At 65.5% G+C, this 15083-nt stretch carries 18 protein-coding genes; 4 read left to right on the top strand and 14 right to left on the bottom strand.

Going from position 1 to position 15083, the window contains the following annotated elements; genetic code table 11:
- Positions 1-29 precede the first annotated feature (29 nt).
- The 9 genes from ACUVYZ_RS15720 to ACUVYZ_RS15680 form a co-directional block, all read right to left on the bottom strand.
- Positions 30-761 carry a sulfite exporter TauE/SafE family protein gene (locus tag ACUVYZ_RS15720; RefSeq protein WP_439935390.1) on the bottom strand — a complete coding sequence of 244 codons (732 nt, stop codon included), beginning with the start codon at positions 759-761 and terminating at the stop codon, positions 30-32.
- Positions 751-1131: a succinate dehydrogenase, cytochrome b556 subunit gene (gene sdhC / locus ACUVYZ_RS15715; RefSeq protein ID WP_439935389.1), complete on the bottom strand. Its 381-nt coding sequence runs from the start codon at positions 1129-1131 to the stop codon at positions 751-753. The genes ACUVYZ_RS15720 and sdhC overlap by 11 nt, the downstream gene beginning before the upstream one ends.
- Before the next feature lie 8 nt (positions 1132-1139).
- Positions 1140-1481, bottom strand: a complete 342-nt coding sequence (locus ACUVYZ_RS15710) for a succinate dehydrogenase (RefSeq protein WP_439935388.1) — start codon at positions 1479-1481, stop codon at positions 1140-1142.
- Positions 1478-2194, bottom strand: coding sequence for a succinate dehydrogenase/fumarate reductase iron-sulfur subunit (locus tag ACUVYZ_RS15705; protein ID WP_439935411.1), 717 nt, complete (start codon positions 2192-2194; stop codon positions 1478-1480). Before ACUVYZ_RS15705 ends, ACUVYZ_RS15710 begins: the two co-directional genes overlap by 4 nt.
- Before the next feature lie 53 nt (positions 2195-2247).
- Positions 2248-2694, bottom strand: coding sequence for a tripartite tricarboxylate transporter TctB family protein (locus tag ACUVYZ_RS15700; RefSeq protein WP_439935387.1), 447 nt, complete (start codon positions 2692-2694; stop codon positions 2248-2250).
- Positions 2695-2701: 7 nt separating this feature from the next.
- Positions 2702-4222 (bottom strand): tripartite tricarboxylate transporter permease, encoded by a 1521-nt coding sequence (locus ACUVYZ_RS15695; RefSeq protein WP_439935386.1) that lies wholly within the window; start codon positions 4220-4222, stop codon positions 2702-2704.
- 58 nt (positions 4223-4280) lie between these two features.
- Positions 4281-5243 (bottom strand): tripartite tricarboxylate transporter substrate binding protein, encoded by a 963-nt coding sequence (locus ACUVYZ_RS15690; RefSeq protein WP_439935385.1) that lies wholly within the window; start codon positions 5241-5243, stop codon positions 4281-4283.
- Positions 5244-5400: 157 nt separating this feature from the next.
- Complete coding sequence (locus ACUVYZ_RS15685; protein ID WP_439935384.1) at positions 5401-6576, bottom strand: UxaA family hydrolase; 1176 nt, start codon at positions 6574-6576, stop codon at positions 5401-5403.
- Between the two features lie 21 nt (positions 6577-6597).
- The gene (locus tag ACUVYZ_RS15680; RefSeq protein ID WP_439935383.1) at positions 6598-6879 is read right to left on the bottom strand and encodes a UxaA family hydrolase; all 282 of its coding nucleotides are present in this window, start codon (positions 6877-6879) and stop codon (positions 6598-6600) included.
- A gap of 186 nt (positions 6880-7065) precedes the next feature.
- Between ACUVYZ_RS15680 and ACUVYZ_RS15675 the strand changes: the two genes are divergently transcribed.
- Complete coding sequence (locus ACUVYZ_RS15675) at positions 7066-7821, top strand: GntR family transcriptional regulator (RefSeq protein ID WP_439935382.1); 756 nt, start codon at positions 7066-7068, stop codon at positions 7819-7821.
- Positions 7822-7933: 112 nt separating this feature from the next.
- On the opposite strand, the gene rplS is transcribed toward ACUVYZ_RS15675, so the two are convergent.
- The 5 genes from rplS to ffh all read right to left on the bottom strand — a co-directional run bounded on the left by rplS (position 7934) and on the right by ffh (position 11341).
- Positions 7934-8314, bottom strand: coding sequence for a 50S ribosomal protein L19 (rplS, locus tag ACUVYZ_RS15670; protein ID WP_439935381.1), 381 nt, complete (start codon positions 8312-8314; stop codon positions 7934-7936).
- A gap of 2 nt (positions 8315-8316) precedes the next feature.
- Positions 8317-9093 carry a tRNA (guanosine(37)-N1)-methyltransferase TrmD gene (gene trmD / locus ACUVYZ_RS15665; RefSeq protein WP_439935380.1) on the bottom strand — a complete coding sequence of 259 codons (777 nt, stop codon included), beginning with the start codon at positions 9091-9093 and terminating at the stop codon, positions 8317-8319.
- Positions 9094-9145: 52 nt separating this feature from the next.
- A complete protein-coding gene (gene rimM, locus ACUVYZ_RS15660) occupies positions 9146-9670 on the bottom strand; it encodes a ribosome maturation factor RimM (protein WP_439935379.1) in 525 nt (174 codons plus the stop codon).
- Positions 9648-9905, bottom strand: coding sequence for a 30S ribosomal protein S16 (gene rpsP / locus ACUVYZ_RS15655; RefSeq protein ID WP_439935378.1), 258 nt, complete (start codon positions 9903-9905; stop codon positions 9648-9650). The genes rimM and rpsP overlap by 23 nt, the downstream gene beginning before the upstream one ends.
- An 89-nt stretch (positions 9906-9994) precedes the next feature.
- On the bottom strand, positions 9995-11341 hold the full coding sequence (gene ffh, locus ACUVYZ_RS15650; RefSeq protein WP_439935377.1) for a signal recognition particle protein: 1347 nt from the start codon (positions 11339-11341) through the stop codon (positions 9995-9997).
- An 82-nt stretch (positions 11342-11423) separates the two neighbouring features.
- Between ffh and ACUVYZ_RS15645 the strand changes: the two genes are divergently transcribed.
- The 3 genes from ACUVYZ_RS15645 to ACUVYZ_RS15635 all read left to right on the top strand — a co-directional run bounded on the left by ACUVYZ_RS15645 (position 11424) and on the right by ACUVYZ_RS15635 (position 15051).
- Positions 11424-12254, top strand: coding sequence for a cytochrome C assembly family protein (locus tag ACUVYZ_RS15645; protein WP_439935376.1), 831 nt, complete (start codon positions 11424-11426; stop codon positions 12252-12254).
- 96 nt (positions 12255-12350) lie between these two features.
- Complete coding sequence (locus ACUVYZ_RS15640; RefSeq protein WP_439935375.1) at positions 12351-13673, top strand: HlyC/CorC family transporter; 1323 nt, start codon at positions 12351-12353, stop codon at positions 13671-13673.
- A 151-nt stretch (positions 13674-13824) separates the two neighbouring features.
- Entirely contained in the window at positions 13825-15051 is a 1227-nt protein-coding gene (locus ACUVYZ_RS15635; protein WP_439935374.1) for a type II secretion system F family protein, read from the top strand.
- The last annotated feature ends 32 nt before the right edge of the window (positions 15052-15083 follow it).

Genomic DNA, 15083 nt, shown 5'->3' with positions numbered 1-15083 from the left:
CTTCCTCCTCTTCGGTCGGCTTGATCAACTCAAAAAAGCAGCATCGCTCCCATCACCACGAACAACGTCAGCACCACGCGCCGGAAGCCGGCCTCGCTCACGTATTCGAACAGCCGCAGCCCTACCAGGGTTCCCGCCAGCATGGCAGGCAGGCAAAGCAGCAGGTCTTCCACCAGGCCGCGGCTGAGGACCCCGGCGCCCCCCAGCCAGGTCAGGGTATAGAGGTGGACCAGAAAGAAGAACGGCTGCAACACGCCCCGCTGTTCCAGCTTGTTGAACCCGCGCAACTGGCCCCAGAGCGCTGGCACGACGCCGTTCAGGCCGGTCGCACCGCCCATGACCCCGCCGATCCAGCCCACCGAGGCGTCGGCCAGGGGCGCCCAGCGCCGAGGCAGCGACAGCACCGGCGGCCTGGCGCGGGCCAGCAGGTATCCACTGTAGCCCATCAGCACCACTCCCACGAGGGCCCGGATCGCCTCCGGGTCGACGTGCGTCAGCGCCAAGACCCCGAGGGGAACGCCCGGCAAGGCGCCCGCCAGAAAGCGTCCGAGCAGCCCCAGCTTCACCGCGCGCCGGAAGCGCCACACCAGAATCCCGTTGAGCACGATGGCGCACACGGTTACCAGCGGCACGACGCGTGCCGGCGGCAGCGCCTGCAGCCACACGGCGGTCGCCACCAGCGCGAAGGCGAAGCCCGCGCTGCCGATGACCACCGCACCGGCGAAGCCGCCGACGAACAGGATCGCATACTCAAACCACATTCAGGCCGAACGCCAGCGCCGCGGCCACCGAGAAGGCCGCAGCCCAGGCGAGCAGGCTCTGCTGCCAGCCGCGCCAGGCGGCGAGCTCCAGGAGCAGAAGTCGCACGCCCCCGCCGAGATGGGCCGCCAGCAGCAGCACCAGGCCGGTCTCGGCGAATTTCACCAGGGGCTGTTCGGTCCAGCGCAGGAAAGCGTCCAGCGCCGCCTCGCCCGCCAGCGCCTGCCCGAGCGCCCAGAAGTGCAACGGCAGGAACAGGGTAAGCAGCACGCCGGAGACCCGGTGCACCACAAACGCCCAAAAGGCCGGGTGATTGCGCGATCGCAGGTCGTTGCGCAGTGGCACCGTGGTGCCTGTACCCTGTGCTTCCATGTTCCCCTCTATCCTGCCACCACAGCCCAGGTGGCTCGAAAGCCGAGAAGCGCCAGCAGAACTGCTAGCCCCAGCATGGCCCAACCCAGAGAGCGGCCCCGCCAAGACGTCCACTCGGCGATCACATTGCGCAGCCCGATGGGCGCATGGACCGCCGCTGCCGCTACGAACAGGCCGTAGAACGCCCCCCAGCCGGGGCTGCCCCGGGTGCGGCCCAGGATCTCGCTGGCGGTGAGGCCGTTTTGCACCGCATATATCATGGTCGCCAAATGGACCAGTACCAGTACCGCCAAGAGCGCCCCGGTCGCTCGCTGGGCCAGCCACAGCAAGGTTTCGCCGCGCGGGCTCACAGCTCCCCCTTCAAGGCGGCGAGGGCGGTGGCGCGCTTGAGCCCGGCGATGGAGGCGGTGGGCGCCAGATGCTTGGGACAGCGCTCGGTGCAGCTCAAGTGGGTGTGGCAGGCGAGGCAACCGGCGTCGCCGGCCACTGCCCGCAGCCGCTCGACCTGGGCACCGTCGCGCACGTCGTTCACCAGGGTCCAGGCCCGGTTCAACGCCGCCGGGCCCAGGTAGTCCCGGTTCCAGCTCACCACGTCACAGGAGGAATAGCACACGCCGCAGCCGATGCATTCGATGCCCGCGTCGGCCGCTTGCCGCTCCTTGGAATCCGGTCGCACCCGGGCGAAGGGCTCCTGGCGCGTGCGGGTGGGAACGAAGTAACCGCGCGCCCTGGTCCATTTGTCGAAGAACTCGGTCATGTCGCTGACCAGGTCCTTGACGATGGGGAGGTTCCTGAGTGGGACGATCTCCAGCCGCCCCTCCCGCGCCACCTTGTCCACGTGGGTGCGGCAGGTCCAGCGGGCCCGACCGTTCACCACCATGGCGCAGGAGCCGCACATGCCCACGCGGCAGGCGAAGCGGTAGGACAGAGTCGCGTCCAGGTGGCGCTGAATGTAGGTCACCACGTCCAGCACCGTCTGGCTCGGGTAGCGCGGCACCTCGAAATGCTGGAGATGGCCATCTTCCCGGCCCCGCCATACGTTCACTGTAAGCGTTTGCATCATGTTCATTGAGGCAGGCTTCCCTCTGCGTTGGCTGCGATTCGGCCGATCGACGCCTAGATCAATACCCCCGGCGGAAGGGGGACTTTGAGCACGAAACGGAAGATGGAATAAAGACTGCCGAGAACCGCCGCTCCGGCGGCCACGTAAGCCACGGCCATTGCCGGTGTCCAGCGATCGTAGTTGGAAATCACCAGGAGGGTGGCGAAGCAGATCACGCTGGTGGTGAGGAAGCCGAGCCGGTCCAGAAGCAGCGCCCAGGCCACCATGACGGCGACCAGCGCCGCGCGCCGCCACACCGAGCCGGGCTGATGAGAGGCCGGGGCCTTGGGCCGCAGCCACGCGACGGCGATGTAGACGACGGACAACAGGACCATCGCGCTGGCGATCGTGCGGGGGAACACCGATCCAAGGGGCGTGAACTCGCGGGAGTAATACAGCGCAAGAAGCCCTACGGCGATGAAGATCAGCGAGCCGATGATTCCCGGAACGTCGCGCGCCATTCGAACCTCACTCATTGCTGCTCGCCACCTGGGCGGGTACGGCCGGGCCGCGGAACCGCTTCATCAGCACAGGATAGAGCAGCCCAAGCACGATGAAGGCGATGATGCCGATGGAGATGGGCCGGCCGAAGAACTCGCCCAGGACGTTCTGCTTGGCGTTGCCGATCAGGTACCCCTGGACGAAGCCTGCCTCCGCGATGGCGCCGAGAATCAATCCAAGAACGATCGGCGACGGCGTGAAGCCGAAGCGGGAGAGAACCCACGCGATGATGCCGAGCCCCACCATCTGCAGCACCTCATGGGGATTGTTGTGGATGGCGTAGCTGCCGATGATGGTGAGAAACGCCACCGAGGGCACCAGCACCGCCTTGGGGATCGCGACGATGGACTTGAAGGCGTAGCGGCCGATCACCAGGCCGATCGGCAGCATGAGAAGTGTGGCGAGAATCAGCCCGTAGATGAAGGTATAAACGATCTGGCTTTGCTCGCCGAACAGCGACGGGCCGGTGCGGATGCCCTGCACCAGGAGCGCCCCGAGAATGACCGCATCCGGCGGTGTCCCTGGAATGCCCAGCACCAGCGTCGGGATGAAACCCCCGCCCACGGTGGCGTTGTTGGAGGATTCGGTGGCTAGAATGCCGTCCGGCTCCCCCTTGCCGAAGTTCTCCGGATGCTTGGAGGCGCGGCGCGCCTCCCCGTAGGAGACCAGGGAGGCGATGGACCCCCCCGCGCCCGGCAGGATGCCGACCACGGTGCCAATGATGGAGCTCCTGGCCAGGTTGCCCTTGGAATTCCAGCAAATACCAAGGGCCTCCTTCAGGCGATAGCTGGCGAGGCGCTCGGTGACCTTGAGGTGAGGGTCGGGGGTGGCGACCAGGTCGATCAACACGGGAATGCAGTACAGCCCGATCAGCGCCGCCACCACGTCGATGCCACCCAGGAGGACCTGCAAGTCGCCCGTGTAGCGGATATCGCCCCCCACCTCGGCCACGCCCACCATGGACAGCAGCAGGCCAAAGCAGCCGCCGACCAAGCCCTTTAGCACGCTGCCCTCGCCCAGGGAGGCGATCAGGGTAAGACCGAACACCGCCAGCCAGAAGTACTCCACCGGGCCGAACTTGAGGGCCACCTGGGCCAGCGGCGGCGCCAGCATCAGCAGCGCGACGGCGCCGACGAGGCCGCCGGTCACCGAGGCGAGGCACGCGAGCGTCAGGGCGAGATCCCCGTCGCCTCGCTTGGCCATGGGGTAGCCGTCGAAGGTGGTGGCGATCGACGAGGGCGTGCCCGGTGTCTTCAGCAGGATGGCGGCGTAGGCGCCGCCATAGATGGCGCCGGTATAGATAGCGCCCAGGGCGATCAGGGCGGAGGCCGGGTTCATGCCGAAAGTGAAGGGCACCAGCACCGCCACCGCCATGGTGGCGGTCAATCCCGGCAGCGCCCCGATCACCGCCCCGAACACCACGCCGGCGATGGCCAGGAGGATGTTGAACGGGGTCAGGGCGTCGACCAGAAACTCGATACCGGGCATGGAGTGCCTTGCCGCCTCCGAACTGCCGCCCAGGGATCAGCCCCCGGGGTGCGTTCTACTACTTAGTTTTGACGATGCCCATTTCCCGGGCGATGGCCTCGTATTCGCTTTTCTTCTGGTCCATGAACGTCTGCATCTGGTCCAGGCCGATGTCGATCATGGCGAAGCCGTTTTCTTCCATCTTCTTGATGAACTCTGGATCCCTGTTGATCTTGCCGATGAGATCAGACACGGCCCTTTGGATGTCCTTGGGGGTGGACTTGGGCACCGCGATGCCGCGATAGGCGCCGCTCACCAGGTCGTAGCCCTGCTCCCTGAACGTGGGGCAATCGGGAATCTGGGGATGCCGCTTCTCCATGGCCACGGCGAGGCAGCGCACCTGCTTGCCGAGCTGCATCTGCACCGTGGTGTAGCCCCACGAGCCGGTCACCTGCTTGCCGAGGAGCGCCGTGTTGGACGCGCCCGTGCCCTTGAACGGGACGTAGGTGGTCTTGATGCCGGCCATCTTGTCGAAGCGCTGCTGGGCGAGATGGTTGGCGGTGTTGGTCCCGGAGCCCGAGAAGGTGAGGGCGCCGGGCGTCTTCTTGGCCGCCTCCACCAGGTCCTTCAGGGTCTTGTACGGGCTGTCGGCGGGTACCAGGATGGCGTCGGGAGTGTAATGAAACCAGTAGACGTTGGTGATGTCGTCGGTCTTGTAGCCGACGTCCTTCTCCAGCGGCTGCAGGATGATGTGGGGCAAGTTGGTGCCCATGATGGTGTAGCCGTCCCCCGGCATGTTATTGAGTTGGGACCACGCCGCGGCGCCGCCCGCCCCGGGCTTGTACTGGATCGCCACCGTCTGGCCGGTGTATTTCTTGAAGAACGGCTCCTGGAGCCGGGCCGAGATGTCCGATTCCCCACCCGGGCCGAAGGCGATGATGTAGTTGATGGTCTTTTCCGGATAGGCAGCAAAGGCGATTCCACCGGCGGCCGCCGCAAGCAAGGCAGTCCCTACGGCGAAAAGCTTAACGAAGCGTTTCATTCGACTTCCTCCAGGTTTCGAGTTATTCAAATTCGCGCACCGCTGGCGGGCGGTGCTGCGCCCCGCGCCGTGAAGAGCATGCGCCCTCACGGCGGGCAGGGCATAGTGTGCATCAATCCCCGCGCGGTGAAAACCCGCGCGGGGACAGCCGCTTACCTCAGGCGCTCTCGTACAGCCGGGTGAGCACGAACTCCCGATGCCCCAGGGCTTCCGCCGCGGTGAGCCGACCGTTGGCGGTGCGGAACATGGCCTCGAGGAGCCTATCGCCTGCTTGGTCCATGTTGATCTCCCGCCGCAGCAGGCCCGAAACGTCCACGTCGATGTGCTCGCTCATGGTGCGCACCGTGCGTGGATTGGCGCAGATCTTGATCACCGGCAGGATCGGGTTGCCGATGACGTTGCCCTGCCCCGTGGGGAAGAAGTGCACCACGAAACCGGCTGCGGCGCACAAGGTCACCATCTCCGCCGCCGCCGACGAGGAATCCATGAACCACAGCCCCGGCCCGGTGGGCGTCTCCGCCTTGTCCAGCACGCCGTCGACTTTGCACTTCTTGCCGATCTTCTGGATGTTGCCGAGCGCCTTTTCCTCGATGGTGGTGAGCCCCCCGGCGATGTTGCCCTTGGTCGGCTGCGACTCCGACAGGTCGTCGGTCTTATGGCGGTTGATCATGTCCTGATAGCGATTGAACATGAACATGAACTTCTCGCGTACCTGGTCGTCGCGGCAGCGCGCCGCCACCAGGTGCTCGCCGCCGGTGAGCTCCGAGGTCTCTCCGAACACAAGCGTCACGCCGTGCTCGTACAGCTTGTCGAACGCGTTGCCCACGGCGGGATTCGCCCCCAGTCCGGAGGTGGTGTCGGACTCGCCGCACTTGGTGGACACCCACAGCTCCTTGAGCGGCGCCTCCTCGCGCTTGAGCTCCGAGGCCCACTGCACGTATTCCTTCGCCACCTTTGAAGCCCGCTTGATCGTGTCGTGGTCGCCGTAGCCCTCGATGCCGAAGCCAGTCACCGGCTTGCCGGTTTTGGCGATGCCGTCCACCACCCGCTTGGTCCAGCCTTCCTCGATCCCGATCACCACCACCGCCGCCACGTTGGGGTTGGAGCCCGCCCCGATCAGGGTGCGGAAATGCAGTTCCAGGTCCGCGCCGAACTGGAGCCTGCCGTAGGGATGGGGCAGGGCCAGCGTCCCCTTGATGTTGTGCTCCACCGCCTGGGTCGCGGCGTTGGACAGATCGTCCACCGGCAGGATGATCACGTGATTGCGCACCCCCACGCGGCCGTTTTCGCGCCGGTAACCCCAAAATGTCGCCTTGCTCAGATCGATTGCCATGTCTGTACCTCCTGCGTCCCGCTACCAGCGCTTGGTCTTGATGTTGTGCACGTGGGCATGCTCGCCCACCCCGATGTCGGCCACCGCCCGCCCGATGTCCACGCCGTACTTGATGACGGTATCGCCCTTCTTGATGGGCTTGATCGCCAGCTTATGCCCGATCGGGATGTCGTTGACCGCCTTGAACTTAAGGGTCTTGTCTTGATCCATGATCCAGCCGGTCAGCTCGTCGCCTGCTTTGACCCCCTCCACTACCACGACGCCGACGGAGTCATGCTCGTCGTGCACAACGAAATGAATCATGCTTTTCTCCAACAAGGCAGCGGGTTATTGAGATTTCGGAGCACGGTCTCTCCGGGATTTTCGAATCGCGAATGGCTTCCCACTATAGACCACCCTCGACATCAGGTCAACTATATCACATAGATGATATATATGAGTTTCCTTTTTGACCGGGTATACTTGCGATCCGCTCAAGGCAAAAAGGCTATGGAAAACGCTGTCGTATCCAGGGGATTCGGGCAGGCCCCCCTCTACAAGATCGTCAAAAACCGCCTCTTGCAGAGCTTGACCGCGGGCGAGTGGGCGAGCGGCGAGGCGCTGCCGAGCGAAGCACGGCTCGCGGAGCGCTTCGAAGTGAGCATCGGCACGGTGCGCAAGGCCATCGACGAGCTGGTGGCGGAAAAGATCCTGGTGCGCCACCAGGGCAAGGGCACCTTCGTGGCCGTGCACAACGAAGACCGGACCCTTTATTACTTTTTCCACCTGGTGGGCCCCGACGGCCTCAAGCGCTTCCCCACCAGCGAGCTGCTGGACTTCGGCAAAGCCCGGGCGGGCGGCGCGCTGGCGGAGCGCCTGGGCATCCCCCGGGGCGCCCCCGTGTTGTGGTTTCGCAACCTGTTGAAACTGCAAGAGCGTCCGGTGGTCCTCGACCACATCACCGTTCCCCAGGCCCTGTTCCCGGACCTGGACGAGCCTACGCTGCGCCACCGGGAAAGCACCATTTACGCCCTTTACCAGTCCCGCTACGGGATCAACGTCATCCGGGCCCAGGAGCGGCTGCGGGCCCGGCCCTGCGATCCGGAGGCGGCGTCAATCCTGGGCCTCGCCCCCGGCGCCCCTATCCTGGAGATCCACCGGGTGGCTTACACCTACAACGACGTGCCGGTGGAAGTGCGCCTGTCCAGGGTCAACACCGAGCACCACGACTACCTGAACGATCTGGGAAAGGGCCTCGCCCGCTGAGGCAAGGGCATCGTTCCCGGCAAGCCGGGCAAAAGGAAGGGGTCACGCCGGGGGTACCGCCCCCCGGCTCAAGAAAAGATCGCGGAGAAATCCGCGCCGGGATCGGGCGGGATCAGGACTCGGCCTGCTTATCCCCCGTCGAGGCGAGCTTTTCCCGGATGCGGGCCGACTTGCCCGTGCGGCCGCGCAAGTAATAGAGCTTGGCGCGCCGCACCCGTCCCCGGCGCTTCACCTCGATGTGGGCGACCAGGGGGGAATAGGTCTGGAAGGTCCGCTCCACCCCCTCCCCAGAGGAAATCTTGCGCACGATGAAAGAGGAATTGAGGCCCCGGTTGCGCTTGGCGATCACCACGCCCTCGTAGGCCTGCAGGCGCTCCCGGTTGCCCTCCTTCACCTTGACCTGCACCACCACCGTGTCGCCCGGGGCGAAATCGGGGATCTGCTTGCCCAAGCGGGCGATTTCCTCGTTTTCCAATTGTCTGATCAGGTCCACTTTCAGCGCTCCTTCCCAACTTCTTTGTCCATTGCCTGCTCCGCCAGGAACTCCTCCAGGAGCTTTTGCTCCGCGGCGCTCAAGCCCCGGCGCCGGAGTAGATCCGGGCGGCGCAGCCAGGTCCGCCCGAGAGCCTGCTTGAGCCGCCAGCGCTGGATCTCGGCATGGTGGCCGGAGAGCAGCACGGCGGGCACCCCATCGCCCCGATAGACCTCGGGCCGGGTGTAGTGGGGGCAATCCAGCAGGTCTTCGGCAAAAGAATCCTGGCTGGCCGACTGTTCATCCCCCAGCACGCCCGGAAGCTGGCGCACTACGCAATCCATCACCACCATGGCCGCCAGCTCCCCGCCCGAGAGCACGTAATCGCCGATGGAGAGTTCCTCGTCCACCCGACGCTTGAGCAGCCGCTCGTCGATCCCCTCGTAGCGCCCGGCGAGCAAGGTCAGCGCCGGAAGCGCCGCCAGCGCCACCACCCGACGGTGGTCCAGCGGCCGGCCCTGGGGCGAGAGGTAAATCACCGGCCCGCGGGCAAGCCCCGCCGCCGCCTGGTCCTCCTCCACCGCCGCGATCGCCTTATCCAGGGGCTCGGCCAGCATCACCATCCCCGGCCCGCCCCCGTAGGGACGGTCGTCCACCGTCCGGTGGACATCCCGGGTGAAATCCCGGGGATTCCAGAGCCGGACCCGGAAGAAGCCCCGCTCCCGCGCCCGCCCCGTCACGCCGAAGCGCAGCACGGCGTCGAACATATCGGGGAACAGGGTGATCACGTCGAAGCGCACGGCCCGCTCCTCGCTCCGGGAAACGGCGTCCCTGCGCCGCCCACGAGCCTCGTCAGTAATCCGGGCCCCAATCGACCCGTACCACCCGCCGTTCTAGGTCCACGTCCCTCACGATCGGATCGACCAGGGGGATCAGCCGCTCCCGTTCGGCCGCCACCTGGAGGACCGGGTGGGCGCCCGTCTCCAGGATTGCGCTGACTTCGCCGAGCTGGACGCCCTCCAGGTTCTCCACCCGAAGCCCGATCAGGTCTATCCAGTAAAACTCCCCGTCGCCCGGTTCCGGCAGGGCACTGCGGGGCACCGCCACCCGGCACCCGGCGTAGGTTTCGGCGCTGGTACGGTCAGCGCATCCTTCCAACTTGGCGATGCTCCCCCGCCCGTGGAGCCGGTACTCTTCGATCCGCACCGGACGCCATTGGCCCTGGGCTTCCACCCACCAGGTGGCGTACTGCGCCAGTCCCTCCGGGTCCTGGGTATAGGACTTGACCCGCACCCAGCCCCGCACGCCGTAGGGGGCGCTGATCAGCCCCAGGACGACCCAGGACTCCCCGAGCTCAGACCCGGGCCCCGGCGCCACGGAATTGCTTGACCAGCCGCGCAACCGTATCGGAGAGCTTCGCCCCCCGGTCCTGCCAGTAGGCCAGCCGATCCAGCCGCACCCGCAGCGCCTCTTCGCTTTCGGCCGCCATGGGATTGTAGAAGCCAATGCGCTCGATGAAGCGCCCGTCGCGGGGATTGCGCGAATCGGTGACCACCATGTTGTAGAAGGGCCGCTTCTTGGCGCCCCCTCGGGCAAGCCGTATCACTACCATGGGTCTCTGACCTTGCCTGTCACAAAAAGGCAGGGATTCTAAAGCATTTTTTGGCTTGGTCGCAAGGCGAAGCCTGCGGCGCGGCGCTTCTAGCGTCCCCCCGGGAACACCCCGCGCATCCCCCGGAGAAACTTCTGCATGCCCCCCTTGGAAACCATTTTCATCATCTTCTGCGTCTGCTCGAACTGGGTCAGCAGCCGGTTCACTTCCTGGACGCTCACCCCCGCGCCGGCGGCGATGCGGCGCTTGCGGGAAGCCTTGATGAGCTCGGGCCTGGCCCGCTCGAGGGGCGTCATGGCGTTGATGATGCCCTCGATGCGCCGGAACGCTCGGTCGTCCACCGGCGCCCCCTGCACCGCCTGGGAAAACTGCGCCGGGAGCTTGTCTAGCAGGGCGGAGAGCCCCCCCATTTTGCGCATCTGCTGGATCTGGGCCTTGAAATCCTCCAGGTCGAAGCCCTTGCCCGATTTGACCTTGCGGGCAAGCTTTTCCGCCTCCGCCCGATCCACGCTGCGCTGCACCTCCTCCACCAGGGAGAGCACGTCGCCCATGCCCAGGATGCGAGAGGCCATCCGCTCCGGGTGAAAGGGCTCCAGCCCGGCGAGCTTTTCGCTCACGCCGACGAATTTGATCGGCTTGCCCGTCACCTGCCGCACCGACAGGGCCGCCCCGCCCCGGGCGTCCCCGTCGAGCTTGGTGAGAATCAGGCCGGTCAAGGGCAGCGCCTCGCCGAAGGCCCGGGCCGTGTTGACCGCGTCCTGGCCCTGCATCGCGTCCACCACCAGCAGGGTCTCGACGGGCCTCAACACTTCGTGCAGGCGGCGCACCTCCGCCATCATTTCCTGGTCGATGGTGAGCCGTCCAGCCGTGTCCACCAGCACCACGTCGAAGAAATGGCGCCGGGCGTGATCCAAGGCCCGGCGAGCGATCGCTTCCGGCGCTTCTCCCGGATCGGGGGCGAAGAAGTCGCAACCCACCTGCTGCGCCAGGGTGCGCAGTTGCTCGATGGCGGCGGGTCGGTACACGTCGCAGGAGACGAGCAGCACCTTCTTTTTGCTCTCTTTAAGCAGGCGCGCCAACTTCCCTGCGGTGGTGGTCTTGCCGGTTCCCTGGAGGCCGGCTAACAGCACGACGGCGGGTGGCGTGGTGGCAAGGTTCAGGGACTCGTGGTGAGCGCCCATCAAGCGCGCCAGCTCCCGGTGCACCACTCCCACCAGGGTCTGGCCAGGGGTGAGGCTGCCCTGCACCTCCTGCCCCAGGGCCTTTTCTTTGACCTGGGCGACGAACTCCTTCACCACGGGCAGCGCCACATCGGCTTCCAGCAGGGCGATGCGCACCTCCCGCAGCGCCTCCTGAATATTGGCTTCGGTAAGCCGCGCCTCGCCGCGCAGGGTCTTTACCACCCGGGACAGGCGCTCGGTCAGGTTTTCGAACATGGAAGGTGCGGAAACCTCGGAAGTGGAGGGAAGTCGGGTAAACTTGTCCGCTGACCGGCAAGCCGCCGGCGTCGGACAACCCATGGATGGAATTCTAGCCTATCTCCTATCGGCGCTGCTCTACGCGGGGGTCGCCGCCTATTACTGGAGCACCCGTGCCGTTCCCACCCCTGTCTCGGCGCCCGCTGTTCCCCCGCCGGTCCCCGCCTGGCGGCCCCATGCGATCCTGCTGCCCCTCACCGTGCACGGGGTTTCCCTGGCGGGGAGCTTGTTCGGCGCCGACGGCTTGTATCTGGGCGTGGGGGGCGCCGTCTCCGCCATCGTGTTCCTCGCCATCCTGGTGTACTGGGCCGGCAGCCGCCTCTACAGCATGGCCGCCCTGCACACCCTGCTCGCGCCGGTGGCCGCGGTGGCCTCCCTCCTGCCCGCCGTCCTCCCGGCCTCCCATCCCCTTCCCAACACCGACGCCCCGGCCTTCAAGTTCCATCTGCTATTGGCCCTGCTCGCCTACAGCCTGTTCACCATCGCCGCGCTGCACGCGGTGCTCATGGCCTTCATGGAAAGGCGGCTGCACCAGGCGGCCCGTTCCGCCCTGTTCTCCGACTTCCCGCCCCTGCTCACCATGGAGCGACTGCTGTTTCGCATCATCGGCGCGGGCTTTGTGCTGCTCACCCTCACCCTCGCCTCTGGGATCGTGTTCTCGGAGGAGGTATTCGGCACGCCCCTGCAATTCACCCACAAGACCCTGTTCGGGATCGTCTCCTGGGCCATCTACGGCGCGCTGCTGGGCGGGCGCCGGCTATACGGCTGGCGCGGGCGGGTGGCGGTGCGCTGGACGCTGGCGGGTTTCATCGCCCTGCTGCTCGCCTACGTGGGAAGCAAGTTCGTGCTGGAAGTGATCCTCGGGCGTTGAACGCTTGCCACCTCCGCCAGGCTCCCCGCCTTGACAACGCGAAGGCGGCGACCGGATACTGGATTTCTACCGGCGGCAGCCCCTAGGTAACACGCGTTGGATCGCATCCCCACCGGCGCCCTGTTCGGTGCCCTTGCGGTACTCCTGGTCCTCTCGGCGCTCTTCTCCATCTCGGAAACCGCCATGATGGCGCTCAACCGTTACCGGTTGAGGCATCTGGCGCAGAAAGGGCATCGGGGCGCCCGGCTCGCCGCACGGTTGCTCGCCAACACGGACAAGCTGCTGGGCGTGATCCTGCTCGGCAATAACCTAGTCAACATGGCGGCCGCCGCCCTGGTGACGGTGATCACCATCCGGCTCTTCGGCGACGGGGAGCTGGCCCTGAGCGCCGCCACCCTGCTGCTCACCTTCGTCGTGCTGGTGTTCTGCGAGATCACGCCCAAGGTGATCGCCGCCGCCCATCCGGAGCCCATCGCCTTCACCGCGAGCTACGCCCTCACCCCGGTCCTGAGGCTCATGTACCCGGTGGTGTGGTTCGTGAACCTGTTCGTGGGCGCGCTCCTGAAGCTGCTGCGGATCCGCCCCGCCGCGGAGGGGCCGGTGCGCCTGTCCATGGAGGAGCTGCGCACCCTGGTGCTGGAAGCCGGGCACTACATTCCGCCCAAGCATCACACCATCCTGCTCAACCTGTTCGAGCTCCAGGACATCCGGGTGGACGACGTGATGGTGCCCCGCAGTCAGATCGAGGCCGTGGACTTGGAAGCCCCCCTGGAGACCCTCAAGAACCAGTTGGCGACCGCCTACCACACCCGGCTGGTAGTCTACAGCGGCGATCTGGACAACGTGGTCGGCATCCTGCACGCGCGGCGCGTGCTCAACTTCGTAAGCGATCCCGGGGTGAGCATCGAAGACCTGAAGCCGCTGATTCAACCGCCCTATTTCGTGCCGAGCGGAACTCCCCTACTCACCCAGCTTCACCAGTTCCAGGAGAACCACCAGCGGCTGGGGCTGGTGGTGGACGAGTACGGCGAGCTCCTGGGCCTGGTGACCGTGGAGGACATCCTAGAGGAGATCGTGGGCGAGTTCACCACCCACTCCCCCCTGGAACCCACCGGCTACGTTCCCCAGGAGGACGGCAGCTATCTGGTGGAGGGAGGCACTCCCCTGCGGGAACTCAACCGCAAGCTGGGCTATCGTTTCCCCACCGACGGCCCGCGCACCTTGAATGGGCTGATTCTTGAGCATTTTCAAGATATTCCAGAGGCCGGGACGAGCTTGAAGATCGCCGGCCAGCCGATGGAAATCGTCCAGGTCCAGGACCGGGCCATCAAACGGGTGAGACTTTTCCCCCCGGTTCGTGCGCCGCAACATACCGAAACCCCTCGCCGGGAGCTCAGGGCCGTGAGGTCCGTCAATTGAGTTCTTTTCGAATCAAAAAGCTATATCTGTTATTGAAAGTTCAATATTATGATACGATGGGGTTACGAACCCGGCCTTCCGGCCCGCCGCCCGGGCAGTGGGTGCCCGCTGGCGCGGGGTCGGGATTGAGGCTCAACAGGGAGAGGGTGTCATGGCCACCATCGCTGCAAGCGCCGACAAGCGAGTCAAGGAATACGTCTATGCCTGGGAAGGCCGCGACAAAAGCGGCAAGTTGATCAAAGGCGAGATGCGGGCTTCCGGAGAGGCGTTGGTGTCGGCCACCCTGCGCCGCCAGGGCATCAACGTCATCAAGGTCCGCCGGCAGCGCTCCCGCATCGGCAAGAAAATCACCGAGAAGGACATCGCCCTGTTCACCCGGCAGCTCGCTACCATGATGAAGGCGGGCGTGCCGTTGCTCCAAGCGTTCGATATCGTGGCCCGAGGCCACGCCAATCCCGCGGTCACCAAGCTGCTCAACGAGATCCGCACCGAGGTGGAAACGGGAAGCGCGCTGCACCAGGCTTTCCGCAAGCATCCGGTCTATTTCGACCAGCTGTTCTGCAATCTGGTGGAGGCGGGCGAAGCGGCGGGTATCCTGGACAACCTGCTGGATCGGCTGGCGACCTACAAGGAAAAGATCCTCGCGGTCAAAGGCAAGATCAAGTCGGCCCTGTTCTATCCCCTTTCCATCATCGTGGTGGCCTTCATCATCACCGCGGTGATCATGATCTTCGTGATCCCGGCGTTCAAGGAGCTGTTCACCAGTTTCGGCGCCGACCTACCGACCCCCACGCTGGTGGTCATTGCCATCTCCAATTTCTTCGTCGACTGGTGGTGGGCCATTTTCGGCGGCATCGGCTTCACGATATGGTTCTTTTTCTTCACCTGGAAGCGCTCCCTCAAGATGCAGCAGGCGCTGGACCGCCTTTTCCTGCGGCTGCCGGTGTTCGGGGAGGTGATTCGCAAAGCCACCATCGCCCGGTGGGCCCGCACCCTTTCCACCATGTTCGCCGCCGGGGTGCCGCTGGTGGAGGCGCTGGACTCGGTGGGCGGCGCCTCCGGCAACTACGTCTACTGGGAAGCGACCAAGCAGATCCAGGCGGAGGTCTCCACCGGAACCAGCCTTACCGTGGCCATGCAGAACACCAACGTCTTCCCCAGCATGGTGATCCAGATGACGGCGATCGGCGAGGAATCGGGCTCCCTCGACGCCATGCTCGGCAAAGTGGCGGACTTCTTCGAGGAGGAGGTGGACAACGCTGTCGAGGCCCTCTCCAGCCTCATGGAGCCCATGATCATGGTGGTGCTGGGGGTGCTGATCGGCGGACTGGTGATCTCCATGTACCTCCCCATCTTCAAGTTGGGGGCGGTGGTCTGAAAGAGCGTCTTTCCCCGCCGAGACGGCGTCCG

Source organism: Pelomicrobium sp. P1 (assembly GCF_052805615.1).
Note: the sequence above shows the minus strand (reverse complement) of the source record. Positions and strands in the feature narration are given on the sequence as shown.